The sequence below is a fragment of the Caulobacter sp. genome (assembly GCF_965279145.1).
In the GTDB taxonomy this organism is placed as follows: domain Bacteria; phylum Pseudomonadota; class Alphaproteobacteria; order Caulobacterales; family Caulobacteraceae; genus Caulobacter.
The window spans coordinates 1,953,533-1,978,061 of the sequence record NZ_OZ257139.1 but is presented as its reverse complement, the minus strand read 5'-3'; the positions used below and the strand labels follow the sequence as shown (position 1 = coordinate 1,978,061).

Genomic DNA, 24,529 nt, shown 5'->3' with positions numbered 1-24,529 from the left:
GTCTCCGAGGCGGTGAGGTCATCTATGTAGGCGGTGGCGCCGTCCGCGTCACTGTCCAGAACGAGAACAAGCTCGCCCATGCCGTTGACCGTCCACCAGTTCGCCTGCCTGTCCGACAACTATGGCTTTCTCGTGCGCGACGAGGCCACGGGAAAGACCGCGACCATCGATACGCCCGACGCCGACGCCATCCTGGCGGAACTGGCCAGGCTGGGCTGGACGCTGGACCTGATCCTCAACACCCACTGGCACCCTGACCACGCCGGTGGAAACGCGGCGATCAAGGCCGCCACGGGCGCGACCATCGTCGGTCCCGCCGAGGTTACCCGCATCGCGCCCCTGGACCGCGAGGTTGGCGACGGCGACGTTGTCGCGCTGGGCGAAACCCGCTTCACGGTGATCGACACCGGCGGCCACACCCTGGGCCACATCGCCTATCATGACGCCGCCGACGCCATCGCCTTCGTCGGCGACACCCTGTTCGCCCTGGGCTGCGGTCGACTGTTCGAGGGCACGGCCGAGCAGATGTGGGCCTCTCTGGAGCGCCTGACCGCCCTGCCCGACACGACCACGGTCTACTGCGCCCACGAATACACCGCGTCCAACGCGCGCTTCGCCCTGTCGGTCGACGGCGACGCGGCGCTGAAGGCGCGGGCCGAGCAGGTGTTCGCCCTGCGCGAACGCGGCGAGCCGACGGTGCCGACCTCGATTGGTCTGGAAAAGGCCACCAACCCGTTCCTGCGCGCGCCGCTGCTGCGCCCGGGCCTGTCGCCGGCCATGGCGTTCGCCGAGATCCGCGCCGCCAAGGACGGCTTCAAGGGATGAGCGGCCAGAACACGCCCCTGGGCATCTCCGGCGACCTGGGCGCCAAGGAAATCATCCGGATGCTGGATCTTCAGCCGCATCCCGAGGGCGGCTGGTATCGCCAGACCTTCCAGGACGTCGCGGCCGATGGCGCCCGACCGGCCTCGACGGCGATCTACTATCTTCTGGAAGCCGAGCAGATGTCGGCCTGGCACCGGGTCGATGCGGTCGAGATCTGGCACTATCACGCCGGCGCCCCGCTCTCCCTGACCCTGTCGCCACCCGACGGCGACGGCGCGCAGGCCCATGTCCTGGGTCCCGACCTTCGCGCCGGTTGCAGGCCGCAGGTGATCGTCCCGACGCTGTGGTGGCAGACCGCCGTCAGCCTGGGCGCCTGGACCCTCGTGGGCTGCACGGTCGCGCCCGGCTTCCGATTCGAAGGCTTCGAGATGGCGCCGCCCGAGTGGCGACCCACATCCCGCGTCGCACCCTGAATCCCGCCGGGGTCAACCCCCGAGACGATTTACCGCACCCATTCTGAGCAACGAACACAACCCATTTTAGGTCCGCCCGCTGTACCTAGGTTCGGTGAATCGGGTTGTGGGAACAAATATGTCGGACGAATACCATGACGCGCGCGCCGCGGTGCGCAGCGCCACGGATTACATCTTGCGTTGGGTGGAAATCGCGAACGAAACGCACGGTGTCGACATCGTCTACTCACTCGTCTTCACGACGCTGTGGGCGGGCAATGTCTCGCATCTGCGCGGGCGGACCTATGCCGAGCTCGACGATGTCCCGCCCGACGAGGAGCGCCGTCCGATCACGATCCGGCAGGTCGCGGACTCCCTTGGCCTGCCCTACGAGACCGTCCGCCGCAGGGTTGTCGAGATGCTCAAGCGCGGCATGGCGCGCAAGGTCGGCCGTGAGGGCTTCATTGTCCCCGGCGAAGCGCTCAGCCGGCCGGAAATGGTCAACAGCCTCAAGCGCTCGCACGGCAGCCTGCTGCGGTTCCTCAAGGACCTGAAGGGCCTGGGCATCGAAGTGACCTGATCGCTCGCAGGCCCGATTGCCGGCCAGGGCGCGAGACACGGTCGAGGTCCGGCCCTGACCTCAGGTCAGCGGTTCACGACCTTGACGATGCGCTTGGATGAGGGTCGACCGGCCATGCCCTGATTGGGCGCGTAGGTGACCGTCAGGGCGCCATTCTTCAGCGACGCCCCGGGTTTGTCGCCCTCGGCGAACAGCACCTTGGTCACCTTGTCGATCTTCGAGCGGTCGCCCTTGCGCGCCATGCGCTCGAAGGCCTCGGCCGTGATCAGCGCGGTCTCGGCGATCAGCACCGAGGTTTCGGGGCGGGCGTTCTGGACCGTCTCGAACGGCACCTGCCGCTGCGCCACCCGACTGACGCGCGTACTGGCCTGGTAGATGCGCAGGAACAGCGCGCTGACGGAAAGCACCGCCGGCGGCTGTAGCGAGGAGGCCCTGCCGCTGAGGGCTGCGGCGGCGCCGTTGGGATTTTCCTCGGTGAAGAGGATCATGCCGCCCAGCTTGGTGGCGCGCAGGACCGGCTCGCCCAGCTCGTTGAAATAGATCACGTCGCCGCGCGAGGCGGGCTGCGACGACAGCACCCAGACCTCCGTGCTGTTGTCGAACTTCAGCAGCGGCAGGGGCGAGGCGCGGTCCAGCACGAAGGCGCTGCCGCTCTCGGACACATAGCGGGCCACCGGCGGCGGCGGCGGCCGGCGCGAGGTGGCCAGGCCATGATGACCCAGCAGGGCGTCGCGAAGCGACTGGACGGTCTGCTGGGCGTGAGACGGGGAGGCGATCGCGAGAATGGCGATGATCGCGAGGGCGCACCTGCCCCCCCATCCGCCTGTCTCCGCCATCAAACGCTTCATGTATTCCGTAATGCCCGCTGACTAGGGCGAATCTTGGACGGACCCGAGGCCAATGAAGTCCGGCTCCAACCATCCTCACACCGATGGTTTTCACGACGAAACGCCCCGGGTCGTCAACCGTCGCGACAACGGCCCGGTCGCATGCGCGCCGGGCCGTTGCAAACATGCCAGCAGGGGCGGCTTTTAGGCCGCCATGTATTGCCCGCCGTTGAGGGTCAGGGTGGCGCCGGTCACGAAGCCCGCGCGCTCGCCGGCCAGGAACGAGACCATGTCGGCGATCTCCTCGCCCTTGCCCAGGCGGCCCACCGGGATGCCGGCGATGATCTGGGCCAGCACGTTTTCCGGCACGGCGGCGACCATCTCGGTGTCGATATAGCCCGGGCAGATCACATTCACCGTGACGCCCTTCTTGGCGTTCTCGAGGGCCAGGGCCTTGGTGAAGCCGATCAGGCCGGCCTTGGCGGCCGAATAGTTGGTCTGGCCCATCTGGCCCTTTTGGCCGTTGATAGAGCTGATATTGATGATCCGGCCCCAGTTGCGGTCGCGCATGCCCTCGATGACCGGGCGGGTCATGTTGAAGGCGCTGTCCATGTTGACCCGGATCACTTCGGACCACTGCTCATAGGTCATCTTGTGCAGCATGCCGTCGCGGGTGATGCCGGCGTTGTTGATCAGCACGTCGATCGGGCCCAACTCGGCCTCGACCTTTTTCACGGCGGCCGCGCAGTCGTCGAACGAGCCGACATTGCCCTTCACCACCATCACGCCGAGATCCTTGGCGCAGGCCGCGGCGGCTTCCTCATTGCCGGAATAGCCGGCCGCGACCTTCATGCCGTCGGCCACGAGACGCTCGCAGATCGCGCGACCGATCCCCCGGGTGCCGCCGGTCACGAATGCTACTCTGGTCATCTGTCTCTCCCAAAGGTCCTGCTGGCCCGATTTTTCTTATGGTTCGCGTGATCGACGCGCCGGGGCAAGCGCCCGGCGCGTCGTCATCGCGAAATCTTTGTTCACACGGCCTCGACGCACATCGCCACGCCCATGCCGCCGCCGATGCACAGGGTCGCCAGGCCCTTCTTGGCGCCCGAACGCTTCATCTCGTGCAGCAGGGTGGTGAGGATGCGCGCGCCCGAAGCGCCGATCGGGTGACCGATGGCGATGGCCCCGCCGTTGACGTTGACCTTGGTCGCATCCAGGCCCAGTTCGCGCACGACGCACAGCGACTGGGCGGCGAAGGCTTCGTTGGACTCGATCAGGTCGAGGTCGGCGACGGTCCAGCCGGCCTTTTCCAGGGCCTTCTTGCTGGCGGGGATCGGGCCGGTGCCCATGATCTCGGGCTCGACGCCGGCGTTTGCCCACGAGGCGATGCGGGCCAGCGGGGTCAGGCCGCGCTTCTTGGCCTCATCGGCGCTCATCAGCACCAGGGCGGCGGCGCCGTCATTGAGGCCCGAGGCGTTGGCGGCGGTGACCGAGCCGTCCTTGGTGAAGGCCGGACGCAGGCCGGAGATGGCGTCCAACGTCACGCCGTGACGGATGAACTCATCCTTGTCGACGATGGTGTCGCCCTTGCGGCCCTTGACGGTGACCCGCGCGATCTCGGCGTCGAACCGGCCGGCCTTCTGGGCGGCTTCGGCCTTGTTCTGGCTGGCGACGGCGAAGGTGTCCTGGTCGGCGCGGGTGATCTGCCAGCGGCTGGCGATGTTCTCGGCGGTCTGGCCCATGTGGTAGCCGTGGAAGGCGTCCCACAGGCCGTCCTTGATCATGGTGTCGACGAACGACAGGTCGCCCATCTTCTGGCCGTTACGCAGGTTCTGGGCGTGGGGCGCCTGGCTCATGCTTTCCTGGCCGCCGGCCACCACGATGCTGGCGTCGCCGGTCTGGATCTGCTGGGCCGCCAGGGCCACGGCGCGCAGGCCCGAGCCGCACAGCTGGTTGAGGCTCCAGGCCGGGCTCTCGACCGGGATGCCGGCCCGGACGGCGGCCTGGCGGGCGGGGCCCTGGCCGGCGCCGGCCTGCAGCACCTGACCCAGGATCACCTCGTCGACATCGGCGGCGGTGATGCCGGCCCGCGCGATGGCGGCCTCGATGGCGATCTTGCCCAGTTCGGACGCGGGCAGGCTGGAAAGCGCCCCGTTGAACGAGCCGACCGGCGTGCGGGCGGCGGAGACGATGACGATGTCGCTCATGGCGAAGCTCCCGTGACGATCTGACGTGACGCCTTCGCGATGCGGCGCCCGTGTTTTTTGCAGTGCAGCAATATCAAGCATAAACGAACCGCGTTCGTCACGGCCACATTTTCACGGCTTGTTGCGGCCTCCAAGCGTTCTGGAGACTGGCGTCATGCCTTAGCATTCGCGATAGTGCGTTGCGAAAAGTGGGCGACACCGCTGTCTAGGGAACGAAATGTCCGAGAACCCTGAAAAAGGCGAAACGACCGCCGGTCGTGAAAAGGCCGCCGGCCAACGCGTGATCATCAAGAAATACGCCAACCGTCGCCTCTACAACACGGCCTCCAGTTCGTATGTCACTCTCGAACACCTGTCGGACATGGTGAAGGAGGGCGTGGACTTCGTGGTCTATGACGCCAAGTCCAACGACGACATCACCCGTTCGGTGCTGACCCAGATCATCTTCGAGGAAGAAAACCGGGGCGGCGGCCAGAATTTGCTGCCCATCCAGTTTCTGCGCCAGCTGATCGGCTTCTACGGCAACTCGATGCAGGCCTTCCTGCCCTCGTATCTCGAAATGTCGCTGGAAAGCTTCACCAAGCAGCAGGAGCGGATGCGCACCCAGTTCGCGGGCGTCACCCCGGGCAAGATCCCGCCGCTGGGCATCGGCGTCTACGAGGAGCAGATCCGCCAGAACATGGCGCTGTTCGACCGCGCCATGAAGATGTTCTCGCCCTTCGCCTATGCCCGCCCGGAAGACGCCGCGGCCGCGGCGGGAACCGCTCCCGCCGAACCCGCGCCCGCCGCCCCGCCGGCGCCCCACCCCAGCGAGGACTCCCTGGCCGATCTGAAGCGTCAGCTGGAAGCGATGCAGCAGCAGATCGAGAAGCTGGCTACAAAGCCTTAACCACGCCGACACAGCCGTTCTTAACGGTAGGGCCCCTAGGGTCTTCACCATGAACGGCCCCATCGATCCTATCCGCCGCGCCGGACCGGCGCGTCGGGCGCTGCCAGCGCCTCGGGACTCCGATCGTCGCGACGAGGAAGACGAGATCGTCTTCGTTCGCGACGAGGAGCCCGCGCCCGCGCCGCCGCCTCGCCGGAACGGCTTCGCCACCTTCGCCGCCCACCTGATGGGTCAGAGCGGCCAGAAGCGCGGCCTGCGTGGTGGGCAGGAAGTGCTCGACTCGGCGCGATCGACCTATCTCGGGACGGAATATTCCGGCGAAGCCGACCGCCGTCCCAGGGCGGGCCTGCTGAAGAAGACCGAGATCTAGCCCTCCAGCCGGGCCAGACGCGCCTCCAGCGCCGCCACCCGGGCCTCCAGCATCGCGATCCGCCGATCTCGCGCATCGGCGGGATCCGGCGGCGGCCTGACCCCGGCCCGCAGCGCAGCCTCGGGCGGCGTCACGCCCAAAAGCTCAGCGAAAGCGGTGATTTCGCTCCAGGACAGCTCGCGTTGATCCTTGAACGCCAGATCAAGCGACGCCTCGTCCATATGGGCGACCGCCGCCAGGACCGCGCGGCTCAGCCCGCGCTCGCCCAGCCGCTCATCATACCAGGCCCGGTCGAAGAACAGGGCCATCAGCCGCCCTCTCCGGCTTGGCGCCGGTCTTGCTTAATCGTTGGTGAATTCATCGCCGACGAGAGCTCCCATGCTGACCGCCGCCATCCGTTTCCTCGACATCGCCGTGGTCACCCTGATCTTCACGGCGCTGACCTAGGCCCTCCGGGCTAGGCATTCTCCAGCAGCATCATCGTACCCTGGCCGCCATCGGCGCAGATGCTGACGATGGCCTTCTCGCCCCTGGGCCGCGAGGCCAGTTCCTTGACCGCTTGGCTCAGAATACGCGCCCCGGTGGCGCCGAACGGATGACCGATGGCCAGGCTGCCGCCGGTGGGGTTCATCCGCTCGCGCGGGAAGGCGCCCAGATCGGCCGTGACGCCGGCCTTGTCCCTGACGAACGCCGGCGTGGTCCAGGCGGCTATGTGCGACAGCACCTGGGCCGCGAAGGCCTCGTGGATCTCCCACAGGCCGATATCGCCAAGGGTCAGGCCACTGCGCGCCAGTAGCCGCGGCACGCCGTAGGCCGGCGCCATCAGCAGGCCCTCGTGGCGCAGGTCGATGGCCGTGACCTCGTAGTCGACCACCTTCACGCGCGGCGTGGTGTCGGGCAATCGGGCCAGACCGGCCTTCGACGCCACCCAGATCGCCGCCGCCCCATCGGTCAGGGGCGAGGAGTTGCCGGCCGTCAGCGTGCCCTGGCCGCTGACCTTGTCGAAGGCGGGACCCAGCTTGGCCAGCTTCTCCAGCGTCGAGTCCTTGCGCGGGATCGTGTCGCGCTTCACCGCGCCAATCGGGATCACCAGGTCGTCGAAGAAGCCGCTGTCCCAGGCCTTCACGGCGCTCTGGTGGCTTTCGAACGCGATCTGGTCCTGGTCGGTCCGCGACAGTTTCCAGGCCTTGGCGGTGATCTCGGTATGCTCGCCCATCGACAGGCCGGTGGTGCGGTTGGCCACCTTGGGGATCCACAGCTTCAGATCGCCCGGCTTGAACCGGGTCAGGTGCGCCAGCTTGGCCCCCGGCGTCTTGGCTTGCTGCAGGCCCTTGAGCCAGTCGGAGAAGGCGATGCTCATGCCGACCTGGACGCGGCTCATGCTCTCGACCCCGCCCACCAGGGCCAGATCGCGGCCGCGACCGTCGATCATGCCGGCCGCCTCGATGACGCCGATCATGCTGGTCGAACAGGCCATGACGGTCGAGAAGGCGGGGATGGTCGGGTCGGCGCCCGCATCCAGCAGCACCTCCCGCGCCAGGTTGCTGAAGGTGAGGTTGGGAATCACCGTACCCCAGACGGCGAAGTCGGGGCGGGCCTTGTCCAGCATGGCTTTCACCACCGGAACCGACAGCCCGATGGCGTCATGGCCGGCCAGGGGTCCGTCCACCTTGGCGAAGGGCGTGCGCACGCCGGCGGCGAGCCAGATGTCGGTCTTGTCAGCCATGGGTCGAATCCTTGAGCGTCGGGGAGACGCAGGGGATCAAGGCTGATCATCGCGGTCTTGTCGATATTCGCCCTGACGTCGCCGGCCCCTCGCGCCTCTGGAGAAGGACGCACGGCCTTTCTCCCTCACCAACGGCCGCGATGGCGAGGGGAAGGATCGCGCCGTTCAGGGCTTGGGCGCGAGGTCCGGCCGCGAGGCGAGAAAGGCCGCGCGCTCTTCATCGGTCAGGACTTTCGCCGACTTGCGCCGCGCCACCATGGGCGCGGGGCGCGCATAGGCGCCGGCCGGCGCGGACGATGGCTTCAGGTCTGCCAGGCGTTTGATCGGCGGCTTCATGGATTTCCCTAAATCGGCTGAGCCGGGACCCGGTCGAAGACTATGGTGAGGCCGTGACGTTCCCGTGAAGTCAGTGGTCGCCGAAGTCCACATCGCGCCGCGCGGCCACGATGGTGACGATGAAGCCCGCCAGCACGTCCAGCAGCACCATCACGGTCAGCAGGAAGAAGGTCGAGGTGGCGAAGGCCGGGGCCAGCAGGAACTCGATCAGGCAGGCGATGAACAGCACCATCGACAGCGAGTGATTGATGATCGCGATCTTGCGGCTGGTGGTCGACTTCAGCAGTTCGACGAACAGCACCACCAGCGAGGCGGCCAGCAGCAGGTCGCTGAGGCTGACCGCCCAGTCGACGCGCGAGGTCATGTGGATGGTGAACAGGGTCTCGGTCAGCCGCGCGTGGGCGTCGGTCGACTTGAAGGCCCCGGTCAGGGTCAGGGCGATCAGATTGTAGACCAGCACTGGCAGGGCCAGCAGCGGCACAGCGGCGAACATGGACAGCCTCCCCCAAGGATGCGCGCCCGTCAGAACGCGCGCCCTACGGTTAACCGCATTTTCGAGGCGGGAGAAGGCGCTTCAACCCCAGGGGGCCAAAGGCGACGCTTCAGGCCTCGTCGACGCCCAGCGGATTGCGGGCCCGGGTCTGCAGCCACATCACGCCCAGCAGGTCGGACACCGAGGCCTTGAGCCGGCCGAAGTTGGTGTATTTCGACACCCCGCTCTCGCGGTGGCGATGGTTCACCGGCTGGAACGCCACCTCATAGCCCTCGCGCAGCATCAGGGCCGGGATGTAGCGGTGGATGTGGTCGAAATACGGAAGCCGCAGGAAGGCCTCGCGGCGGAAGGCCTTCAGGCCGCAGCCGGTGTCGTTGGCCGTGTCCTTCAGCAGACGCTTGCGCACGCCGTTGCCGAACTTGGAGGCGAAGCGCTTGGCCGAGCTGTCCTGGCGCTTGACCCGCTCGCCGCCGACCAGGGCCAGGGAGGCGGGACCGGCCGCCAGGGCCTTGGCCAGGCGCGGGGCGTCGGCGGGGTCGTTCTGGCCGTCGCCGTCCAGGGTGACGATGATCGGACCGCGGGCCGCCAGGATGCCACTGCGCACCGCGCGGCTCTGGCCCGAGTTCTTGCGATGCGACAACACCCGCAGCTGCGGGATCTCGGCCTTCAGCGCCACCAGCAGCGCCTTGGTGTCGTCGCGGCTGGCGTCGTCGATGAAGATCATCTCGAAGCTTTCGCCCGCGAAGGCGGCGGCGATCTCGCGCGCCAGGGCCGGCGCGGCGCCGCCTTCGTCGAACACGGGAACGACGATCGAATAGTCAGGGATTGCGGCGGCTTGGGTGGTCATTGCCTTCTAATACCTGAAAAGTCGCCACACGAAAGGATCGTGCTATTCCATGCCTCATGACGCTTGAATCTCGCCTCGATGCGTGGAGCCGCGGTTGGCGCGGGCCCCTGTTCGCCGCCCTGCTGGCGTTTCTGGCCGGCTTGCCGGGCCTTTTGGCCATGCCGCCGCTGGATCGCGACGAGTCGCGCTTCGCCCAGGCCACGGCCCAGATGCTGGAAACCGACGATCTGGTGGTGATCAAGTTCCAGGACCAGCCGCGCTTCAAGAAGCCGGTCGGCATCCACTGGCTGCAGGCGGCGGCCGTGTCGCTGGTCTCGGCCCCGGAGGACCGGGGCATCTGGGCCTATCGGATTCCCTCCTTGCTGGGCGCCATGCTGGCGGCGGCGGCCTGCGCCTGGGGCGCGGCGGCGCTGTTTGATCCGCGCACCGGCCTGCTGGCCGGCGCGATCCTGGGCTCGACCTTCCTGCTGTCGACCGAGGCCTTCATCGCCAAGACCGACGCGGCGCTGTGCGGTTCCACGACCCTGGCCATGGCGGCCCTGGCCCGGATGTACGCCGACCACCTCGCGGGCCGAAAACCCACGAACTGGACCAAGCTGGCCTTCTGGTCGGGCCTGGCCGTCGCGGCCCTGATCAAAGGTCCGGTCGGGCTGCTGACCGTGATCATGGCGGCGCTGGCGCTGTGGGCCTGGGACCGCAAGGGCGCCTGGCTGAAGGACCTTGGCTGGGGCTGGGGCCTGATCCTGTTCGCCGGCGTGGTGCTGCCCTGGACGATGATGATCACCGTCGCCACCGACGGCGCGTTCTGGAGCACGGCGATCGCCGGCGACCTGGCCCCGAAGATGGCCGGCGGCCAGGAGGGCCATTCGGGACCGTTCGGCTATCACGCCCTGCTTTCGCCGCTGCTGGTCTATCCGGCGACCCTGCTGCTGCCCGCCGCCCTGGTCTTGGCCTGGACCGGCCGCAAGGAGCCCGGCGTCCGCTTCGCCGTGTGCTGGCTGATCCCGACCTGGCTGATGTTCGAGATCCTGCCCACCAAGCTGGCCCACTATACCCTGCCGGCCATGGGCGGCATGGCGATGCTGATGGCCGCCGCCGTGCGTGCGCCGCTGGGCGCGCTGGTCCGCTGGATCGGCGCGGGCCTGACCCTTCTCGTTTCCCTGCTGCTGTGCGCCGTGGCGGTGTACGGCATGACGCAGTTTGGCCAGGGGATGGACCTGATCTGGACGGTCCTGACCGTGCTTCTGCTGCTGGCGGCCGGCGCGACGGGTTCGGTGCTGCTGCTGCGCCGCCAGTCGGCCCGGGCGCTGGTGTTTTCCGCCGCCCTGGGCGTGCTGGCCCACGCCAGCCTGGTCGGCGGCCTGCTGCCGCATCTGGAGCCCTTGTTCCTGTCCAAGGATATCGCCGACGCGCTGGACAAGGCCCGGCTGTCGCCGCGCTCCGGCGCGCCGGGGCCGGTGGCGGTGACCGGCTATTCCGAGCCGAGCCTGGTCTTCCTGCTGGGTACGGCCACCCAACTGACCGACGGCGAGCACGCCGCCGACGCCGTGGCCGAGGGCCGGCCCGCCGTGGTCGAGGCCCGCGAGGACGCGGTGTTCCGCAAGGCCCTGGCCGGCCAGGGCCTGACGCCCCGTCCGGTGACCGTGGTCACGGGCCAGAACTATTCCGACGGCGACGCCGAGCGCCTGACCGTCTATCGCGGCGAGCCCCAGGCGCCTGTCGCCGCGCCGCAGCCGGAGGATCGCCCATGAGCCGCTTCATCGAGATCGTCGAGGTTGGTCCGCGCGACGGCCTGCAGAACGAGAAGCTGTCCCTCTCGGTCGAGGAAAAGCTCACCCTGATCCGCCAGCTGGAAGCCGCCGGCGCCCGGCGCATGGAGGTGGTCTCGTTCGTCAATCCGAGCCGCGTGCCGCAGATGGCCGGGGCCGAAGAGATCATGGCCGCGCTTGAGCCCGATCTGAAGCACTCGCGGATCGGCCTGGTCTTGAACATGCGTGGCTGGGAACGCTGCGTCGCGGCCCAGTGCGATGAGGCCAATGTGGTGGTCTGCGCCACCGACGGCTTTGGAACCCGCAACCAGGGCTCGACCGTCAACCAGCAGCTCGACGCCCTGGCGGGCATTGTCGAGCGCCAGGCCGTCGAGGGCGGTCCGCCGATCACCGCGACGATTTCGGTGGCCTTCGGCTGTCCGTTCGACGGCGAGGTCTCGGAAGACCAAGTGGTGGCCATCGTGCGCGAGGCCGCCGCCCTGCGCGTGCCCGAGATCGCCATCGCCGACACCATCGGGGTGGCCGACCCCTGGACCGTCCGCAAGCGGATCGAGGCCGTACGCGCCGCCGCGCCGAACGCCCGCCTGCGGATGCACTTCCACGACACCCGCAACACGGGCCTGGCCAACGCCTTCGCCAGCGTCGAGGCCGGGGTCGACGTGCTGGACGCCTCGGTCGGCGGGCTGGGCGGCTGTCCGTTCGCCCCCAACGCCACGGGCAATATCGGCACCGAGGATCTGGTCTACATGCTGGAACGGGCCGGCTACGAGACCGGATACGACCTTGGCGCGTTGATCGAGACAGGTCGTGCGATCAGCGCGCGGCTGGGCAAGGCGCCCGCCTCGTCCCTGGCCCGCGCCGGAGGCTTCCCCGCATGACCCGTTTCGCCCTCATCGCCGGCGCCGCCCTGGTCCTGCTGGCCGCCTGCGCGACGACACCGGAAACCGCCATGGCCTGCGACGTCACCCTGAAGTTCGGCAGCTACGGCATGGGCATCGACCGGCCGCTGGCCGACAGCGTCGACCGGGCCGTGAAGGCCGATCGCGACATCGCCCATGTCGAGCGCAAGCCGTGGGGTCGGGAAGGTGAATACGACCTGTGCCTGACCGCCAGGCCGGGCCGCGACGCGCGCGCGATGTTCGAGCGCTACAAGGCGATCCTGCCGGCCCGCTCGCTGAAGGCGCCGACCTCGATCACCGGACCCGACGGACTGAGCTTCGAGACGCTGGCGCCGATGTAGAGGCCTAGGCGCTATCCCGGCGAAGGCCGGGATCCAGCCGAAGCCTAGATCGGCCGGCCCGTCAGCTTCCAGATCAGCGGCCGGCAGACCGACATCAGCATGATGGCCGGGGCCAGGAACACAGCCAGGGCGTAGCGCTGCAGGGTGTCGGCGCGCTTGATGAAGTAGCGCGACAGACCCACGCCCTTGTGGAACTCGACCTTGACCGGGTGTTCCAGGCTGGTGTGCCCCAGATGCACGACCTGGGCCTTGGGCTGGAAGATCACCTGTCCGCCGGCCTGACGGGCCCGCCAGCACAGGTCGATGTCCTCGACATGCAGGAAATAGCCTTCATCGAAGCCGTCCAGGGCCTCGAAGTCGCCGCGCCGCAGGGCGAAGCACGCGCCCGAGATGGTGGGCATCGGCACCGGCGCGCGCGGCAGGGGCTCGCACTCGCGATGGATCTCATAGCCGGCCAGCTTGGCGTAGCGGCGGGTCAGATGGCCGAAGCTGAGCAGGGTGGAGACCGGGGTCACCTCGCCGCGACGGCCGCCGCGCTGCTCGGTGCCGTCGACATTCATCACCCGTGCCCCGACCACGGTCGGGGTCGGCTGGCCGCGGAAGGCCGTCACCAGCGCCGCCACGCAGCCGGGCTGCAGATTGGCGTCGGGATTGAGGAAGATGACGTATTCGCCCCGGGCCGTGATCGCGCCCATATTGGCCCCGCGCGCGAAGCCGACATTGCCGTGCCCCTGCAGGACCACCACGCGAGGTTCGGTCAGGCCCAGGGCCCGCAGCATCTCGGCGTCGCGAGGGGCCGAGCCGTTGTCGACGATGACGAACTCATCGACCAGCGGCTCGTCCAGCACGTGGCGGATGCTTTCGGCCAGCGCCTCTCCCGTCCGATACACGACCATCACCACCGATATGTTCGGCTTGGCCGGGCGAGCGCCGGCGGCAAGGGTCGTGAAGGACGGGAGAATGCTGTTCATCAGGCGAGCGCGGCCTCCGGCACGGGGGCGGTCAGGCCGCGCAGGCGCGCCAGATCGGGCGGCGTGGCCTCGGCGGACAGAACACGCACGGCCTCGTCGAGCGACAGGATGTTCTGCCCCTCTCCGCCCAGGCGACGCAGGGCGACCTGGCCCGTCTCTGCTTCCTTACGCCCGACCACGGCTATCACCGGCACCTTTGCGAGGCTGTGCTCGCGAATCTTGTAGTTGATCTTTTCATTACGCAGATCGACCTCCGCGCGTATCCCCAAAGACGTCAATCTCTCAACGACCTTGCGGGCGTAATCATCGGCGTCGGAGGTAATGGTCGCAACCACCACCTGCGTCGGCGCCAGCCAAAGCGGCAGGTGACCGGCGAAGTTTTCCAACAGAATACCGATGAATCGCTCGAAGGACCCCAAGATCGCCCGGTGCAACATCACGGGACGCTTTTTGGAACCGTCCTCCGAAACGTACTCGGCGTCCAGTCGTTCCGGCAAAACGAAGTCAAGTTGCAGAGTTCCGCACTGCCAGACACGGCCGATGGCGTCTTTCAAAGAGAACTCAAGCTTGGGGCCATAGAAGGCGCCCTCGCCCGGCTGGTCCACCAGACGCTCGCCGGCGGCCTCGGCGGCCGTCGCCAGCGCGTGTTCGGCCTTGTCCCAGACCTCGTCCGTCCCCGCGCGCAGCTCGGGCCGCGTCGAGAACTTGACGTCATGCAGGGTCATGCCCAGGTCGTTATAGACGCTGCGCAACAGCTCGATGAACTGGGCGCTTTCCTCCGTGACCTGCTCTTCGCGGCAGAAGATGTGGGCGTCGTCCTGGGTGAAGGCCCGCACCCGCATGATGCCGTGCATGGCGCCCGAGGGCTCATAGCGGTGGCAGGCGCCGAACTCGGCCATGCGCAGCGGCAGTTCGCGATAGCTCTTCTGGCCGACATTGAAGATCTGGATGTGGCCGGGGCAGTTCATCGGCTTGACCGCCAGGATCTCGCCCTCGGCGCTTTCGCACATGAACATGGCGTGGCCGAACTTCTCGGCGTGGCCTGACCGTTCCCACAGGCTGCGGTCGAGGATCTGCGGGGTCTTCACTTCCTGATAGCCGGCGGCGTCCAGGCGGCGGCGCATGTAGTCCTCGAGCACGCGGTAGAGCGTCCAGCCCTTGGGGTGCCAGAAGATCATGCCCTTGCCCTCTTCCTGCAGGTGGAAGAGGTCCATGGTGCGGCCCAGCTTGCGGTGATCGCGCTTCTCGGCTTCCTCGAGGCGCAGCAGATAGGCCGCCAGGTCGGCGTCGCTGGCCCACGAGGTGCCATAGATGCGCTGCAGCTGGGCGTTGTTCTGGTCGCCGCGCCAGTAGGCGCCAGCCAGCTTGGTCAGCTTGAAGGCCTTGCCCACCGCCTTGGTCGAGGGCAGGTGAGGCCCGCGGCACAGGTCCTTCCAGCTGTCGCCCTGGTGATAGACCGTGATCGTGTCGCTGGCCGGCAGATCGCGGATGATCTGGGCCTTGTAGCTTTCGCCCATGGCCTCGAAGTCGGCGATGGCGGCGTCGCGGTCGACTTCCTCGCGGCGAATCTTCTCGTCGCGATCCACGATCTGGCGCATGCGCTCTTCGATCTTGGGCAGATCGTCCAGGCTGAACGGCTCGTCGCGGGCGAAGTCGTAATAGAAGCCGTCCTCGACATTGGGGCCGATCGTCACCTGGGTGCCGGGGAACAGTTCCTGCACGGCCTGGGCCAGCACGTGCGCGGTGTCGTGGCGGATCACCTCCAGCACGTCGGGCGACTCGCGCGTGACGATCTCGATCCGGCGATCGCCCGTCAGCAGGTCGGGGGTCAGGGGGCGGTCAAGATCCAGCAGCACGCCGTCGATCTTGATCAGCAGCGCCTTCTTCTCGAGGGACTTGGAGATGGCCGCGGCCACGTCTCGCCCGCTGGAACCGGCGGGGTACTGACGGGAGGAGCCGTCGGGGAAAACCAGATCGATCATTCTTCACATTTCCACTTGCGTGGCGTGGCGCGCGGCGGCGGCGGGTCATATCCCGATCCACCTAACGGATTGCAGCGGCAAATCCGTCGCAACGCCAGCCAGGACCCCTTGGCGGGTCCGTGATCCTTGAGCGCCAGCGCCGCGTACTCCGAACAGCTCGGCATGAAGCGGCACTGACGCCCGATAAGGGGCGAGAGCGTCAACTTGTAGGCCCTGAGGCCAAGGTCGACGGTGCGTTCGTAAAAAGTCATGCCAGCGCAGCGATTGCTTCGGGGTGGTTATCGCACCCGCGAAAAGGCTCGATCAAGCGGCGCCGGCGCTGCTAGTTCGCGTTTCCACCGCGGCTGTGGCCCGAGAGACAGCCTCCACCGCGGCCTCGAACGCCAGAAGCGTCGAGGCGTGACGGGCGGGGTATGCCTTGACCGGCTCCAGCACGGCGAGCTCCGAAAACCGGCCCGCGGGGAGCGAACCGTTCACCTTGAGCATAGCGCGCAAGGCGTCGCGCGCCAACTCGATCTCGGCCAGGTCGGCCCCGATGATATTGGCCCCCAGGATCGCGGCGCTGGCCTGGCCCAGGGCGCAGGCCGAAACCTCCTGGGCGAAGTCGCTGACCTTGCCGTCCGCCATCGTCACATCCACCGTGATCCGGCTGCCGCACAGCTTGGCGGTCTTCTCGGACGAGGCGTCAGGCGCGGCCAGACGCCCGGCGCGCGGGATGTTGGCGACCAGGGTCAGGATCTTGGCGCTGTAGAGCTCGTCGATCATCAGGCTTAGGTGGGGCTGTTCTGGCGCTTGGACCAGAGGGCCTCGGCGTGATCGCGCAGCGCCTCGCCCATCTGGGTGTAGGCCGCGCGCAACTTGCGGCGCTCGTCGCGGCTGATCCAGCGCACCAGCATGCCCATGAACAGCTCGCCGTTCGAGAAGGTCGAGTTGGTCTCGCCCATCTTCTCGATCTCGATATAGCGGACGGCCGTGACAAAGCCGCCGGCGCGGCTGCTGCGCCAGTGGAGCTGCTCATAGGGCACCCAGTCCTGGACGACCGGCTGGATCACCCGCACCGGCTCGCCCGGCAGGGCCTGCTCCAGCGTCAGCGGCGTGCCGATCTTCATCTGGCCCTCGGCCTTGCGGTAGAGCGGGTTCCACTCACCCCAGGTCGAGAAGTCCGAGATGATCTCCCAGATCAGCTCGGCGGGGGCCTGGACGCCCGTGCGATGTTCTACGGCTCGTTGCATGGCGGGCTTTTAGCATCAGGGCGCGGTGGACATAAACCCGCTAGGCGCCGGCGAGGCGATAGAACACGGGTTCGCGTCCTCGCCGGTTTCAAGCCGGCAAGTGTGGGGAGGCGGCGGAGCGTCCGGGCCAGGCCCGGATGAGTTTGTGTAGGAGTACCGTTTCGGCCGTGGCCGGAGCGCTCCGCACGGTTGTTTTCCCTCTGGCCGGCACGCGCGGGTCTCGTTCAACCCTTTGCACCCCTCCCGGGCTTGCCCTCCTCGCGACGGACCCAGCCTTGGGCTGCAGCCACGCCGATTCCGGAGGACCCGGAACGAACCTTCGGACGGGCGGAGGCTTTGGCCTTCCTCCGATGGACAGGTTTACGTCCCCTGTCCTCTTGAACCCGTACAACCGCCCCCACCACCCGTCAGGTCGCCAGCTGGACGCCCTCCCCATGCGATGGAGCGAGGAGAAGTATGCGGCCGTTTTGGAGGGTGTTGCGTCGATTTTGCATCGTGACGCTGGGTGGCGGGGATAGGGCGTTGAATTCGTTGGGGGCAAGGGGCGGCCATGCTCGTGGGAGCACGGGGATAGATCCTCCCCCTGAAGGGGGAGGTGTCGGCGAAGCCGACGGAGGGGGAAGTGATCCGCTGAGTCATTGCGGTCTTCCCCCACCGGCCTTCGGCCGCCTCCCCCTTCAGGGGGAGGATCGCGCGCCGTCAGTCCCGCACCAGACCACCGTCGACGACCAGGTTCTGGCCGGTGACGGCGCGGCTCCAGGGCGAGGCGAAGAACAGCACCGCGTCGGCGAACTCGGCCGGCGTCGTCACCCGGCGCAGCGGCGTGCTCTGGGCGATCAGGTCGAAGATGGCTTCCGGGGTCGCCGAACTGGCGTCGGTGGTGCGCAGCAGGCCGCCCGACAGCATGTTGACGGTGATGCCGCCGGGGCCCAGATCCGCCGCCGCCGTGCGGGTCAGCGCCAGCAGCGCGGCCTTGGCGGCGGTGTAGTCGTGATAGGGCACCACCGGGTTCTGGAAGAGGTTGGTGCCGATATTGATCACCCGTCCGAAGCCGGCGTTCTCCATGGCCGGCGCCGTGGCCTGGATCAGGTTCAGCGATCCGCGCAGCGACACGTCCAGCTGGCCCTGGAAATCCTCCCACGGGATCGACTGGATGGTCTCACGGCCGTCGCCGTTGAAGCTGAAGTCGCCCAGGGCGTTGTTGACCACCGTGGTGACATGGCTGCCGAAGTGCTCGGCGGCCTCGTTGACCATGCGGCGGACGTCCTCGCGATCGCTGACATCGGCCTGGATCGCCACGGCGTGATCGCCAAGCTCCGCCGCGAGCGCCAGGGCGGCCGCCTCGCTGCGGCGATAGTTGATGACCACCGACGCGCCCTGCGCCGCGAAGGCTCGGGCGATGGCGGCGCCCAGTCCCCGACCGGCGCCGGAGACCAGGACGATCTGTTGGTTCAGGTTCATCGGGTGGATCCGTACGAGTACAAACAGTGACGCAATAATTCAGTTGTCATCCCGGAAGCCTCGCAGAGGCTGTCCGGGACCCAGGGGACTGGGCAAAGGCGTTGCGGCTCACCTGGGTCCCGGACAAGCGCTGCGCGCTTTCCGGGATGACAAAGGTGGGGAAATGGCGACGCCCGGGACTCAGTCCTTCATCCGCCAGGTCGCCCCGGCCGGGCCGTCCATGACCACCACGCCCAAGGCGTCCAGTTCGGCGCGGATGGCGTCGGCGGCGGTCCAGTCCTTGGCGGCGCGGGCCTCGACCCGGCGCTTGAGCAGGTCCTCGACCTGAGCCTTGAGGTCATCGGAGGCGTCGCCCTCGAACCAGCTGTCGGGATCGGCCTGCAGGAAGCCCAGCAGGGCGCCGGCCTCGATCAGCCGGGCCTTGTTGGCGGCGATGGCGACGGTGTCGCCGGCCGTCACGGCCCGCTCGATGGCGCTGGAGACCTCGAAGAAGCACGAGATCGCCTGGGGCGTGTTCAGATCGTCCTCCAGCGCGGCGACCACCTCTTCGGGGGCCTCCATCGCCTGGTCCATCGGCACGTCCTTGGCGCGGCGCAGGGCGCCGTACAGACGGTCCAGCGCCTTCTTGGACTGCTCCAGCAGTTCCGGCGTCCAGTCCAGCGGCTGGCGATAGTGGGCGCTGAGCAGCGCCCAGCGGATCACCTCGCCCGGCGTGGTCTTCAGCAGCTCGTTGGGCAGGATGACATTGCCCAGGCTCTTGGACATCTTCTCGCCGGACATATCCAGGAAGCCGTTGTGCAGCCAGTAATTGGCCAGCACCGGCAGGTCATGGGCGCAACGGCTCTGGGCCACCTCGTTCTCATGGTGCGGGAAGGCCAGGTCGATGCCGCCGCCATGGATGTCGATGGTCTTGCCCAGGGCCTTGTCGATCATGGCCGAGCATTCGATGTGCCAGCCCGGACGACCCGCGCCCCAGGGGCTGTCCCACTCGGGCTCGTTTTCCTTGGACGGCTTCCACAGCACGAAGTCGGCGGGGTGGCGCTTGTAGGGGGCGACCTCGACGCGGGCCCCGGCGATCATCTCGTCCAGCGGCCGGCCCGACAACTGGCCGTAGTCCGGGAACGACTGGGTGTCGAACAGCACATGGCCCTCGGCGGCGTAGGCCTTGCCGTTCTCGACCAGCTTGCCGATCATCTCGACGATCGCGCCGATGTGCTCGGTGGCCCTGGGCTCGAGGGTCGGGCGCAGGGCCAGCAGGCCGTCGGCGTCGGCGTGATAGGCGGCCAGGTAGCGCTCGGTGATCACCGAGATCGGCACGCCTTCCTCGAAGGCCTTCTTGTTGATCTTGTCGTCCACGTCGGTGACGTTGCGCGCATAGACCACCGCGTCTTCGCCATAGATGTGGCGCAGCATCCGGAACAGAACGTCGAAAACCACCACCGGCCGGAAGTTGCCGATGTGGGCGTGGTTATAGACCGTGGGCCCGCAGACATACATCGTCACCCGGTCCGGATCGGCGGGAACGAAGGCGCGCTTTTCGCGCGTCAGGGTGTCGTGGAGCTTCAAGGTCATGAGAAACGCGTCTGCCTGACGTAACGGGAGGGTGTTGCGGAGGATCGGGAGGGTCCCATATAGCTATTGGACACGCCGACGACACGTCATCTTTTCGACGCCCTCGGTCGTAGCTGTGAAACGGGTGGCACGCGTCATTCCAGGGCGACAGGCGTCCTGGCGCAACTCAGCCCGTGGAAAGACCCCCGAACACATGGACGCCCTGTCCCGCGAGCGAACCCTGATCGGCTCTGATGCCGGTCTTGATCTTGAACCCGGCAAGCGCCCCACCCGCGACGAGGCCATGGCCGCCGTCCGCACCCTGCTGGCCTGGGCCGGCGACAATCCCGACCGCGAGGGCCTGCTCGACACGCCCCAGCGCGTGGTCGACGCCTATGGCGAGTGGTTCGCCGGCTATGAAGGCGACCCGGCCAAGGAGCTCTCGCGCACCTTCGAGGACGTGCAGGGCTATGACGACATGGTCATGCTGCGCGGCATCGATGTGCAGAGCCATTGCGAGCACCACATGGCGCCGTTCCTGGGCAAGGCCTGGGTGGCCTACATGCCGACCGGCAAGGTGGTGGGCCTCTCCAAGCTGGCGCGCCTGGTCGAGATCTACGCCAAGCGCCTCCAGACCCAGGAGACCATGACCATGCAGGTGGCCGACGCGATCGAGGACCACCTCAGCGCCGCCGGCGTCGCCGTGCTGATCGACGCCGAGCACCAGTGCATGAGCACCCGCGGCGTCCACCACCACGACGTCTCGACCATCACCACCCAGTTCCGCGGCGTGTTCAGGACCGACAAGGTCCTGCAGCAGCGGTTCATGGATCTGGTGACGCGGAAGTAGGGGCGGCTCGCTTCCCCGCGACCTCGGTCGGCGCCATAGGAAACCCATGAGCACGCCCCTCTTCCCGCACGCCCATGACAAGCACGCCCTGGAACGCGGCGACCAGCTGGCGCCGCGCTTCAATGCCGACGGCCTGGTGGTGGCGATCGCCCAGCACGCCGACACCGGCGAGATCCTGATGCTGGCCTGGATGAACGACGAAGCCCTGAAGCTGACCGTCGACACCGGGATCGCCCACTATTTCAGCCGCTCGCGCAATGAACTCTGGAAGAAGGGCGAGACCAGCGGCCAGCTGCAGATCGTCAGCGAGCTGCGGGTCGACTGCGATCAGGACGCGGTGCTGATCAAGGTGCGGCCGCAGGGCGACGGCGGCGCCTGCCATGTCGGCTTCCGCTCGTGCTTCTACCGGGTGATGGAAGACGGCAAACTGGTCGAGCGCGACTGAGGCTCCCGCCCGAACCCCCGCAGGCGGCGCGCCGCCCAGGGCTCGAAATAGCGATGCGCCAGGGTCGCCAGGCTCAGCGCCAGCATCACCGCGACCGCGCCGACCAGACCCCTCGGCGCGCCGGGCAGGGCGCCGCGCGTCGCCAGATCGGCGGCCGACACCAGGATCGGGATGTGCAGGGCGTAGAGCGCGTAGGAGATCCCCGCCAGGCCATCCAGCAGCGGACCAAACGCGCCGACCTCGGCCCCGGCGGCTGAACCGACCAGCAGCGGCATGACGATCAGGACCGCGACCAGGTCAAACGCGGCGTTTCCGGCGCCCAGTCCTGGCGCCGTCAGCACGGCGATCACGATCGCCAGATTGGCCCAGATCGGCAGGATCGGGACCTTCAGGCGCCCGCAGGCCGCCAGCCTGGCCAGCAGCACGCCCGCGAAGAAGCCGAACACCACGCGGGGCGCGCCGCCGAACCAGTCGGCGCCATGCGAGCCCAGCGAGCCGGTCCCGAACAGCACGGCCAGGGCCGCGTACAGCACACCGCCGCCCGCCGTCAGCAGGACAAGCCGGCGCAAGGTCAGCCGCGGCGCGATCAGGGCGTAGAGCAGATTGACCGCCAGCTCCCACATCAGCGACCACTGCGGGCCGTTCAGCGGGAAGATATCGGCCGAGCCGGTGACGGGAATGAACAGCGCGCCCAGAACGGCCAGCAGCCCCACGGTCGCCAGGTCCAGGCCGCGCGCCAACAGCAAGCCCGCGCCCAGGGCCAGGCCCAGCAGAACCATCGGGTAGAGCCGGACGATGCGCTGACGGACGAACGCGCGACCACCGCCCGCCGCGAGGCCAGCGTCGTGGGCGCGGCCCAGCACGAAACCGCTGATCACGAAGAACAGGTCGACCGCCAGATAGCCGTGGCTCAGCGCGCTCATCGGCAGGATCAGCCCGCGCGCGTGGAACAGCAGCACCATCAGGGCGGCGACCCCGCGCAGGGCGTCCAGTCCGGGCAAGCGCTGGCGGGTTGAAGTCATGGCCGCATCGGACCATGCATTGGTTGATAAAGGCCCCCAACACCCGACCGAAAGGCCGCGTCGCATGACCACGCTCCAGGCCCTGCTCGCCTTCGGCCTCGCCGCCGGCCTGCTGACGATCACCCCGGGCCTCGATACCGCCCTGGTGCTGCGCACGGCGGCCACAGAGGGACCGCGCCGCGCCTTCGCGGCGGCCGTGGGCATCGGCGTCGGGTGCATGGTCTGGGGCGTGGCGGCGTCGGTCGGGGCCGGAGCCCTGCTGACCGCCTCGACCCTGGCCTACACGGCCCTGAAATGGGCCGGCGCGGCCTACCTGCTGTGGATGGGGATCAAGATGATCGCCAAACCCCGCGACCGCTTCGAGCCCGGCGCCGTGTCCCCGACCGGCGGCGGCGCCTCGGCTTCGCTACGCCGGGGCCTGCTGACCAACCTGCTCAATCCCAAGGTCGGGGTGTTCTACATCTCGTTCCTGCCGCAGTTCGTGCCGGCGGGGGCCAATCCGGCCAGCTTCGGCGTGCTGCTGGCCGGGATGCATGTGGTGATGGGCCTGATGTGGGCCGGCCTGCTGATCGCCGCCACCGCGCCCCTGGCCGGCCTGCTGCGCGAGGCCTCGGTGATCCGGTGGCTGGACCGGATCACCGGCGGCGTGTTTATCGCCTTCGGCCTGCGCCTGGCGCTGGACCGGCGCTAGCCTTCCGCCAGCGCCTCGACGCCGCCGCCCTTGGTCGGCGTCACCACGAAGCGCTTGAGCACCTTGGTCGTGTAGGCCTTGTCGAAGATGGTCGAGACCGCGACCATCTCGCCCGTCGCCCGGCCGTGCTCCAGCGTCAGCAGCACAAAGCCCTTGGCCGCAGGATCGGCGTACAGCACTTCCTTGTTGCGCTGGGCGAACGCCTCGCCCAGCGGCACGCCGGGCAGGATGTCGCCATAGCCGGGCGAGGTGATCCCCGTCGCGCCGAACTCGGCGGCCACCCGATGCTGACCCGAGGCGTCGAACAGCTCATTGACCCAGAACGAGTGACTGTCGCCCGAGAGCACGATCGGATGGGCGGCCGCGTCCTTGAAAAGGTCGTAGAGCCGCTCGCGATCAGCGGGATAGCCGTCCCAGGAATCGAGATTGTAGGGCAGGCCCAGTTCCGACAGCGCCACGCCCTGCTTGATACGGCCGCGGATATAGTCCGGCAGCTTGGCGAGGGTCGCCTCGAACCGCTCAGGCCCCATGGCCTTCTGCAGGTTCGGTCCGGCGACGCGCGCCATCACCACCTGATTGCCAAGGACCTGCCAGGCGCTTCCCGCCTTGACCGAAGCCTTGACCTGGCCGGCCAGCCAGGCGGTCTGGGCCTCGCCCAGCAGACGGCGATCGGCGGCGTTCCATTTGGCCGAGAACGCCGCCACGTCGGGCTTGCCGTCGACCATCGGCAGGTCATGGGCGTAGTCCAGTTGCACCGAGCGCGCGGTAAGGCGGGTCTCGGTCATCAACAGGGTGGCGACGTCGCCGAACTGGAAGCCACGCCAGCTGGCCTCGGCCAGGGCGCCGACCTCGGGCTCGCGGATCGGCATCCACTCATAATAGGCTTTCAGCGCGGCGGCCTTGCGCACCGCCCAGTCGCCTTCGCCGCCCTTGGCCGGATCGCCCGGCGTATGGTTCTCGGCCCCGCCCTGCCAGCTGTCATTGGCGGCTTCATGGTCGTCCCAGACCACGATCCACGGCGCGCGCGCGTGGGCGGCCTGCAGGTGCGGATCGGTCTTGTAGAGAGCATGGCGGCGGCGATAGTCGTCGAGGGTGACGATCTCGTGCGGCGGATCGGGCATGCGCTGGGCCGCGACCGGCGAGTTCATGCCGTAGTCGCCAGGGGCCCCGCCGTATTCGTAGATGTAGTCGCCCAGATGCAGCACCGCATCGACGCGCGGCAGCTTGGCGATGGCGTCATAGGCGTTGAAATAGCCGTTCGGATAGAGCGAGCACGAGGCCACGGCCAGGACGACGTCCTTGATCGGTCCTACGGGCAGAGTGCGCGTCCGGCCGGAGACCCCCGCGCCCACGGGCTTGCCGCCCACGACGCTCCGGAAACGGTAGTGATAGTCCATGCCCGGCTTGAGGCCCGTCACGTCGACCTTCACCGTGTGGTCGCGCGCGGCGTCCGTCGTCGCCTGGCCCTGCTTGACGATCGACGTGAACGCCGCGTCGGTGGCGACATCCCAGCGCACGGCGACCGGCAGGGTGGCCCCCGGCGCGGTGACGCGGGTCCACAGGACCACCCGGTCAGCCAGGGGGTCTCCCGAGGCGGCGCCATGAGCGAACAGGGCCTCGCCGTCATGCAGCCCCTGGGCGGCCATCGCCCCGGCCGGCGTCATCGCGCCCAGACCCAGAAGGGCAAGCGCCCCTCGACGATCGATGTTCATAGGCCTATTTCCTCAAATCCACGGCGCCGCTTCAGCATCTCGTGCGTTACG

At 68.1% G+C, this 24,529-nt stretch carries 28 protein-coding genes; 11 read left to right on the top strand and 17 right to left on the bottom strand.

Features of this window, described 5'->3' with window-relative positions; genetic code table 11:
- The first annotated feature begins 78 nt into the window (after nt 1–78).
- From gloB to ACQY9P_RS09255, 3 genes are all read left to right on the top strand, one after another.
- Nucleotides 79–825, top strand: a complete 747-nt coding sequence (gene gloB, locus ACQY9P_RS09265) for a hydroxyacylglutathione hydrolase (protein ID WP_421739547.1) — start codon at nt 79–81, stop codon at nt 823–825.
- Entirely contained in the window at nt 822–1,298 is a 477-nt protein-coding gene (locus ACQY9P_RS09260; protein WP_421739548.1) for a cupin domain-containing protein, read from the top strand. Before gloB ends, ACQY9P_RS09260 begins: the two co-directional genes overlap by 4 nt.
- 118 nt (nt 1,299–1,416) lie before the next feature.
- The gene (locus tag ACQY9P_RS09255) at nt 1,417–1,857 is read left to right on the top strand and encodes a hypothetical protein (RefSeq protein ID WP_421739549.1); all 441 of its coding nucleotides are present in this window, start codon (nt 1,417–1,419) and stop codon (nt 1,855–1,857) included.
- A gap of 65 nt (nt 1,858–1,922) precedes the next feature.
- Here ACQY9P_RS09255 and ACQY9P_RS09250 read toward each other — a convergent pair whose 3' ends face one another.
- The 3 genes from ACQY9P_RS09250 to ACQY9P_RS09240 all read right to left on the bottom strand — a co-directional run bounded on the left by ACQY9P_RS09250 (nt 1,923) and on the right by ACQY9P_RS09240 (nt 4,891).
- Entirely contained in the window at nt 1,923–2,693 is a 771-nt protein-coding gene (locus tag ACQY9P_RS09250; RefSeq protein ID WP_421739550.1) for a DUF4908 domain-containing protein, read from the bottom strand.
- Nucleotides 2,694–2,888: 195 nt separating this feature from the next.
- The gene (locus tag ACQY9P_RS09245) at nt 2,889–3,614 is read right to left on the bottom strand and encodes a beta-ketoacyl-ACP reductase (protein WP_421739551.1); all 726 of its coding nucleotides are present in this window, start codon (nt 3,612–3,614) and stop codon (nt 2,889–2,891) included.
- A gap of 101 nt (nt 3,615–3,715) precedes the next feature.
- Entirely contained in the window at nt 3,716–4,891 is a 1,176-nt protein-coding gene (locus ACQY9P_RS09240; protein ID WP_421739552.1) for an acetyl-CoA C-acetyltransferase, read from the bottom strand.
- Nucleotides 4,892–5,108: 217 nt separating this feature from the next.
- Between ACQY9P_RS09240 and phaR the strand changes: the two genes are divergently transcribed.
- On the top strand, nt 5,109–5,780 hold the full coding sequence (gene phaR, locus ACQY9P_RS09235) for a polyhydroxyalkanoate synthesis repressor PhaR (RefSeq protein WP_421739553.1): 672 nt from the start codon (nt 5,109–5,111) through the stop codon (nt 5,778–5,780).
- 49 nt (nt 5,781–5,829) lie between these two features.
- Nucleotides 5,830–6,150, top strand: a complete 321-nt coding sequence (locus ACQY9P_RS09230) for a hypothetical protein (protein ID WP_421739554.1) — start codon at nt 5,830–5,832, stop codon at nt 6,148–6,150.
- On the opposite strand, the gene ACQY9P_RS09225 is transcribed toward ACQY9P_RS09230, so the two are convergent.
- The 5 genes from ACQY9P_RS09225 to ACQY9P_RS09205 form a co-directional block, all read right to left on the bottom strand.
- Nucleotides 6,147–6,458, bottom strand: coding sequence for a DNA-binding protein (locus ACQY9P_RS09225; protein ID WP_421739555.1), 312 nt, complete (start codon nt 6,456–6,458; stop codon nt 6,147–6,149). The two genes, ACQY9P_RS09230 and ACQY9P_RS09225, sit on opposite strands and share 4 nt — an antisense overlap.
- A gap of 149 nt (nt 6,459–6,607) precedes the next feature.
- Nucleotides 6,608–7,876, bottom strand: coding sequence for an acetyl-CoA C-acyltransferase (locus ACQY9P_RS09220; protein ID WP_421739556.1), 1,269 nt, complete (start codon nt 7,874–7,876; stop codon nt 6,608–6,610).
- Between the two features lie 165 nt (nt 7,877–8,041).
- The gene (locus tag ACQY9P_RS09215) at nt 8,042–8,212 is read right to left on the bottom strand and encodes a hypothetical protein (RefSeq protein ID WP_421739557.1); all 171 of its coding nucleotides are present in this window, start codon (nt 8,210–8,212) and stop codon (nt 8,042–8,044) included.
- 70 nt (nt 8,213–8,282) lie between these two features.
- Nucleotides 8,283–8,705, bottom strand: coding sequence for a hypothetical protein (locus ACQY9P_RS09210; RefSeq protein ID WP_421739558.1), 423 nt, complete (start codon nt 8,703–8,705; stop codon nt 8,283–8,285).
- A gap of 109 nt (nt 8,706–8,814) precedes the next feature.
- On the bottom strand, nt 8,815–9,552 hold the full coding sequence (locus tag ACQY9P_RS09205; RefSeq protein ID WP_421739559.1) for a glycosyltransferase family 2 protein: 738 nt from the start codon (nt 9,550–9,552) through the stop codon (nt 8,815–8,817).
- A 56-nt stretch (nt 9,553–9,608) separates the two neighbouring features.
- On the opposite strand from ACQY9P_RS09205, the gene ACQY9P_RS09200 reads away from it, so the two are divergent.
- From ACQY9P_RS09200 to ACQY9P_RS09190, 3 genes are read left to right on the top strand one after another with little or no spacing between them, the layout of a single operon-like run.
- The gene (locus tag ACQY9P_RS09200) at nt 9,609–11,303 is read left to right on the top strand and encodes an ArnT family glycosyltransferase (RefSeq protein ID WP_421739560.1); all 1,695 of its coding nucleotides are present in this window, start codon (nt 9,609–9,611) and stop codon (nt 11,301–11,303) included.
- Nucleotides 11,300–12,199: a hydroxymethylglutaryl-CoA lyase gene (locus tag ACQY9P_RS09195; RefSeq protein WP_421739561.1), complete on the top strand. Its 900-nt coding sequence runs from the start codon at nt 11,300–11,302 to the stop codon at nt 12,197–12,199. The genes ACQY9P_RS09200 and ACQY9P_RS09195 overlap by 4 nt, the downstream gene beginning before the upstream one ends.
- Nucleotides 12,196–12,561 (top strand): hypothetical protein, encoded by a 366-nt coding sequence (locus ACQY9P_RS09190; RefSeq protein WP_421739562.1) that lies wholly within the window; start codon nt 12,196–12,198, stop codon nt 12,559–12,561. Before ACQY9P_RS09195 ends, ACQY9P_RS09190 begins: the two co-directional genes overlap by 4 nt.
- Before the next feature lie 44 nt (nt 12,562–12,605).
- Here the strand turns inward: ACQY9P_RS09190 and ACQY9P_RS09185 are convergent, their stop codons facing one another.
- From ACQY9P_RS09185 to cysS, 7 genes are all read right to left on the bottom strand, one after another.
- Complete coding sequence (locus tag ACQY9P_RS09185; protein ID WP_421739563.1) at nt 12,606–13,532, bottom strand: glycosyltransferase family 2 protein; 927 nt, start codon at nt 13,530–13,532, stop codon at nt 12,606–12,608.
- Nucleotides 13,532–15,514 (bottom strand): threonine--tRNA ligase, encoded by a 1,983-nt coding sequence (thrS, locus tag ACQY9P_RS09180; protein WP_421739564.1) that lies wholly within the window; start codon nt 15,512–15,514, stop codon nt 13,532–13,534. The genes ACQY9P_RS09185 and thrS overlap by 1 nt, the downstream gene beginning before the upstream one ends.
- The gene (yidD, locus tag ACQY9P_RS09175) at nt 15,511–15,765 is read right to left on the bottom strand and encodes a membrane protein insertion efficiency factor YidD (protein ID WP_421739565.1); all 255 of its coding nucleotides are present in this window, start codon (nt 15,763–15,765) and stop codon (nt 15,511–15,513) included. The genes thrS and yidD overlap by 4 nt, the downstream gene beginning before the upstream one ends.
- A 52-nt stretch (nt 15,766–15,817) precedes the next feature.
- A complete protein-coding gene (locus tag ACQY9P_RS09170) occupies nt 15,818–16,279 on the bottom strand; it encodes an iron-sulfur cluster assembly scaffold protein (protein WP_421739566.1) in 462 nt (153 codons plus the stop codon).
- Between the two features lie 5 nt (nt 16,280–16,284).
- Nucleotides 16,285–16,746 (bottom strand): SRPBCC family protein, encoded by a 462-nt coding sequence (locus tag ACQY9P_RS09165; protein ID WP_421739567.1) that lies wholly within the window; start codon nt 16,744–16,746, stop codon nt 16,285–16,287.
- Nucleotides 16,747–17,445: 699 nt separating this feature from the next.
- Nucleotides 17,446–18,207, bottom strand: a complete 762-nt coding sequence (locus ACQY9P_RS09160) for a 3-oxoacyl-ACP reductase (RefSeq protein WP_421739568.1) — start codon at nt 18,205–18,207, stop codon at nt 17,446–17,448.
- 180 nt (nt 18,208–18,387) lie between these two features.
- Nucleotides 18,388–19,779, bottom strand: a complete 1,392-nt coding sequence (gene cysS, locus ACQY9P_RS09155) for a cysteine--tRNA ligase (RefSeq protein WP_421739569.1) — start codon at nt 19,777–19,779, stop codon at nt 18,388–18,390.
- 193 nt (nt 19,780–19,972) lie between these two features.
- Here cysS and folE point away from each other — a divergent pair, with 193 nt between their 5' ends.
- Both folE and hisI read left to right on the top strand, forming a co-directional pair.
- Complete coding sequence (gene folE / locus ACQY9P_RS09150; RefSeq protein WP_421739570.1) at nt 19,973–20,608, top strand: GTP cyclohydrolase I FolE; 636 nt, start codon at nt 19,973–19,975, stop codon at nt 20,606–20,608.
- Nucleotides 20,609–20,654: 46 nt separating this feature from the next.
- The gene (gene hisI, locus ACQY9P_RS09145) at nt 20,655–21,053 is read left to right on the top strand and encodes a phosphoribosyl-AMP cyclohydrolase (RefSeq protein WP_421739571.1); all 399 of its coding nucleotides are present in this window, start codon (nt 20,655–20,657) and stop codon (nt 21,051–21,053) included.
- Here hisI and ACQY9P_RS09140 read toward each other — a convergent pair.
- Complete coding sequence (locus ACQY9P_RS09140; RefSeq protein WP_421739572.1) at nt 21,011–22,075, bottom strand: acyltransferase family protein; 1,065 nt, start codon at nt 22,073–22,075, stop codon at nt 21,011–21,013. The genes hisI and ACQY9P_RS09140 overlap by 43 nt on opposite strands.
- 64 nt (nt 22,076–22,139) lie before the next feature.
- Between ACQY9P_RS09140 and ACQY9P_RS09135 the strand changes: the two genes are divergently transcribed.
- Complete coding sequence (locus ACQY9P_RS09135) at nt 22,140–22,766, top strand: LysE family translocator (RefSeq protein WP_421739573.1); 627 nt, start codon at nt 22,140–22,142, stop codon at nt 22,764–22,766.
- Here the strand turns inward: ACQY9P_RS09135 and ACQY9P_RS09130 are convergent.
- A complete protein-coding gene (locus ACQY9P_RS09130; RefSeq protein ID WP_421739574.1) occupies nt 22,763–24,478 on the bottom strand; it encodes an alkaline phosphatase D family protein in 1,716 nt (571 codons plus the stop codon). The two genes, ACQY9P_RS09135 and ACQY9P_RS09130, sit on opposite strands and share 4 nt — an antisense overlap.
- Nucleotides 24,479–24,529: the final 51 nt, after the last annotated feature.

Coding starts and splice junctions, on each gene's coding strand:
- gloB (WP_421739547.1), top strand. CDS start 79: ATGCCGTTGACCGTCCACCAGTTCGCCTGCCTGTCCGACAACTATGGC.
- ACQY9P_RS09260 (WP_421739548.1), top strand. CDS start 822: ATGAGCGGCCAGAACACGCCCCTGGGCATCTCCGGCGACCTGGGCGCC.
- ACQY9P_RS09255 (WP_421739549.1), top strand. CDS start 1,417: ATGTCGGACGAATACCATGACGCGCGCGCCGCGGTGCGCAGCGCCACG.
- ACQY9P_RS09250 (WP_421739550.1), bottom strand. CDS start 2,693: ATGGCGGAGACAGGCGGATGGGGGGGCAGGTGCGCCCTCGCGATCATC.
- ACQY9P_RS09245 (WP_421739551.1), bottom strand. CDS start 3,614: ATGACCAGAGTAGCATTCGTGACCGGCGGCACCCGGGGGATCGGTCGC.
- ACQY9P_RS09240 (WP_421739552.1), bottom strand. CDS start 4,891: ATGAGCGACATCGTCATCGTCTCCGCCGCCCGCACGCCGGTCGGCTCG.
- phaR (WP_421739553.1), top strand. CDS start 5,109: ATGTCCGAGAACCCTGAAAAAGGCGAAACGACCGCCGGTCGTGAAAAG.
- ACQY9P_RS09230 (WP_421739554.1), top strand. CDS start 5,830: ATGAACGGCCCCATCGATCCTATCCGCCGCGCCGGACCGGCGCGTCGG.
- ACQY9P_RS09225 (WP_421739555.1), bottom strand. CDS start 6,458: ATGGCCCTGTTCTTCGACCGGGCCTGGTATGATGAGCGGCTGGGCGAG.
- ACQY9P_RS09220 (WP_421739556.1), bottom strand. CDS start 7,876: ATGGCTGACAAGACCGACATCTGGCTCGCCGCCGGCGTGCGCACGCCC.
- ACQY9P_RS09215 (WP_421739557.1), bottom strand. CDS start 8,212: ATGAAGCCGCCGATCAAACGCCTGGCAGACCTGAAGCCATCGTCCGCG.
- ACQY9P_RS09210 (WP_421739558.1), bottom strand. CDS start 8,705: ATGTTCGCCGCTGTGCCGCTGCTGGCCCTGCCAGTGCTGGTCTACAAT.
- ACQY9P_RS09205 (WP_421739559.1), bottom strand. CDS start 9,552: ATGACCACCCAAGCCGCCGCAATCCCTGACTATTCGATCGTCGTTCCC.
- ACQY9P_RS09200 (WP_421739560.1), top strand. CDS start 9,609: ATGACGCTTGAATCTCGCCTCGATGCGTGGAGCCGCGGTTGGCGCGGG.
- ACQY9P_RS09195 (WP_421739561.1), top strand. CDS start 11,300: ATGAGCCGCTTCATCGAGATCGTCGAGGTTGGTCCGCGCGACGGCCTG.
- ACQY9P_RS09190 (WP_421739562.1), top strand. CDS start 12,196: ATGACCCGTTTCGCCCTCATCGCCGGCGCCGCCCTGGTCCTGCTGGCC.
- ACQY9P_RS09185 (WP_421739563.1), bottom strand. CDS start 13,532: ATGAACAGCATTCTCCCGTCCTTCACGACCCTTGCCGCCGGCGCTCGC.
- thrS (WP_421739564.1), bottom strand. CDS start 15,514: ATGATCGATCTGGTTTTCCCCGACGGCTCCTCCCGTCAGTACCCCGCC.
- yidD (WP_421739565.1), bottom strand. CDS start 15,765: ATGACTTTTTACGAACGCACCGTCGACCTTGGCCTCAGGGCCTACAAG.
- ACQY9P_RS09170 (WP_421739566.1), bottom strand. CDS start 16,279: ATGATCGACGAGCTCTACAGCGCCAAGATCCTGACCCTGGTCGCCAAC.
- ACQY9P_RS09165 (WP_421739567.1), bottom strand. CDS start 16,746: ATGCAACGAGCCGTAGAACATCGCACGGGCGTCCAGGCCCCCGCCGAG.
- ACQY9P_RS09160 (WP_421739568.1), bottom strand. CDS start 18,207: ATGAACCTGAACCAACAGATCGTCCTGGTCTCCGGCGCCGGTCGGGGA.
- cysS (WP_421739569.1), bottom strand. CDS start 19,779: ATGACCTTGAAGCTCCACGACACCCTGACGCGCGAAAAGCGCGCCTTC.
- folE (WP_421739570.1), top strand. CDS start 19,973: ATGGACGCCCTGTCCCGCGAGCGAACCCTGATCGGCTCTGATGCCGGT.
- hisI (WP_421739571.1), top strand. CDS start 20,655: ATGAGCACGCCCCTCTTCCCGCACGCCCATGACAAGCACGCCCTGGAA.
- ACQY9P_RS09140 (WP_421739572.1), bottom strand. CDS start 22,075: ATGACTTCAACCCGCCAGCGCTTGCCCGGACTGGACGCCCTGCGCGGG.
- ACQY9P_RS09135 (WP_421739573.1), top strand. CDS start 22,140: ATGACCACGCTCCAGGCCCTGCTCGCCTTCGGCCTCGCCGCCGGCCTG.
- ACQY9P_RS09130 (WP_421739574.1), bottom strand. CDS start 24,478: ATGAACATCGATCGTCGAGGGGCGCTTGCCCTTCTGGGTCTGGGCGCG.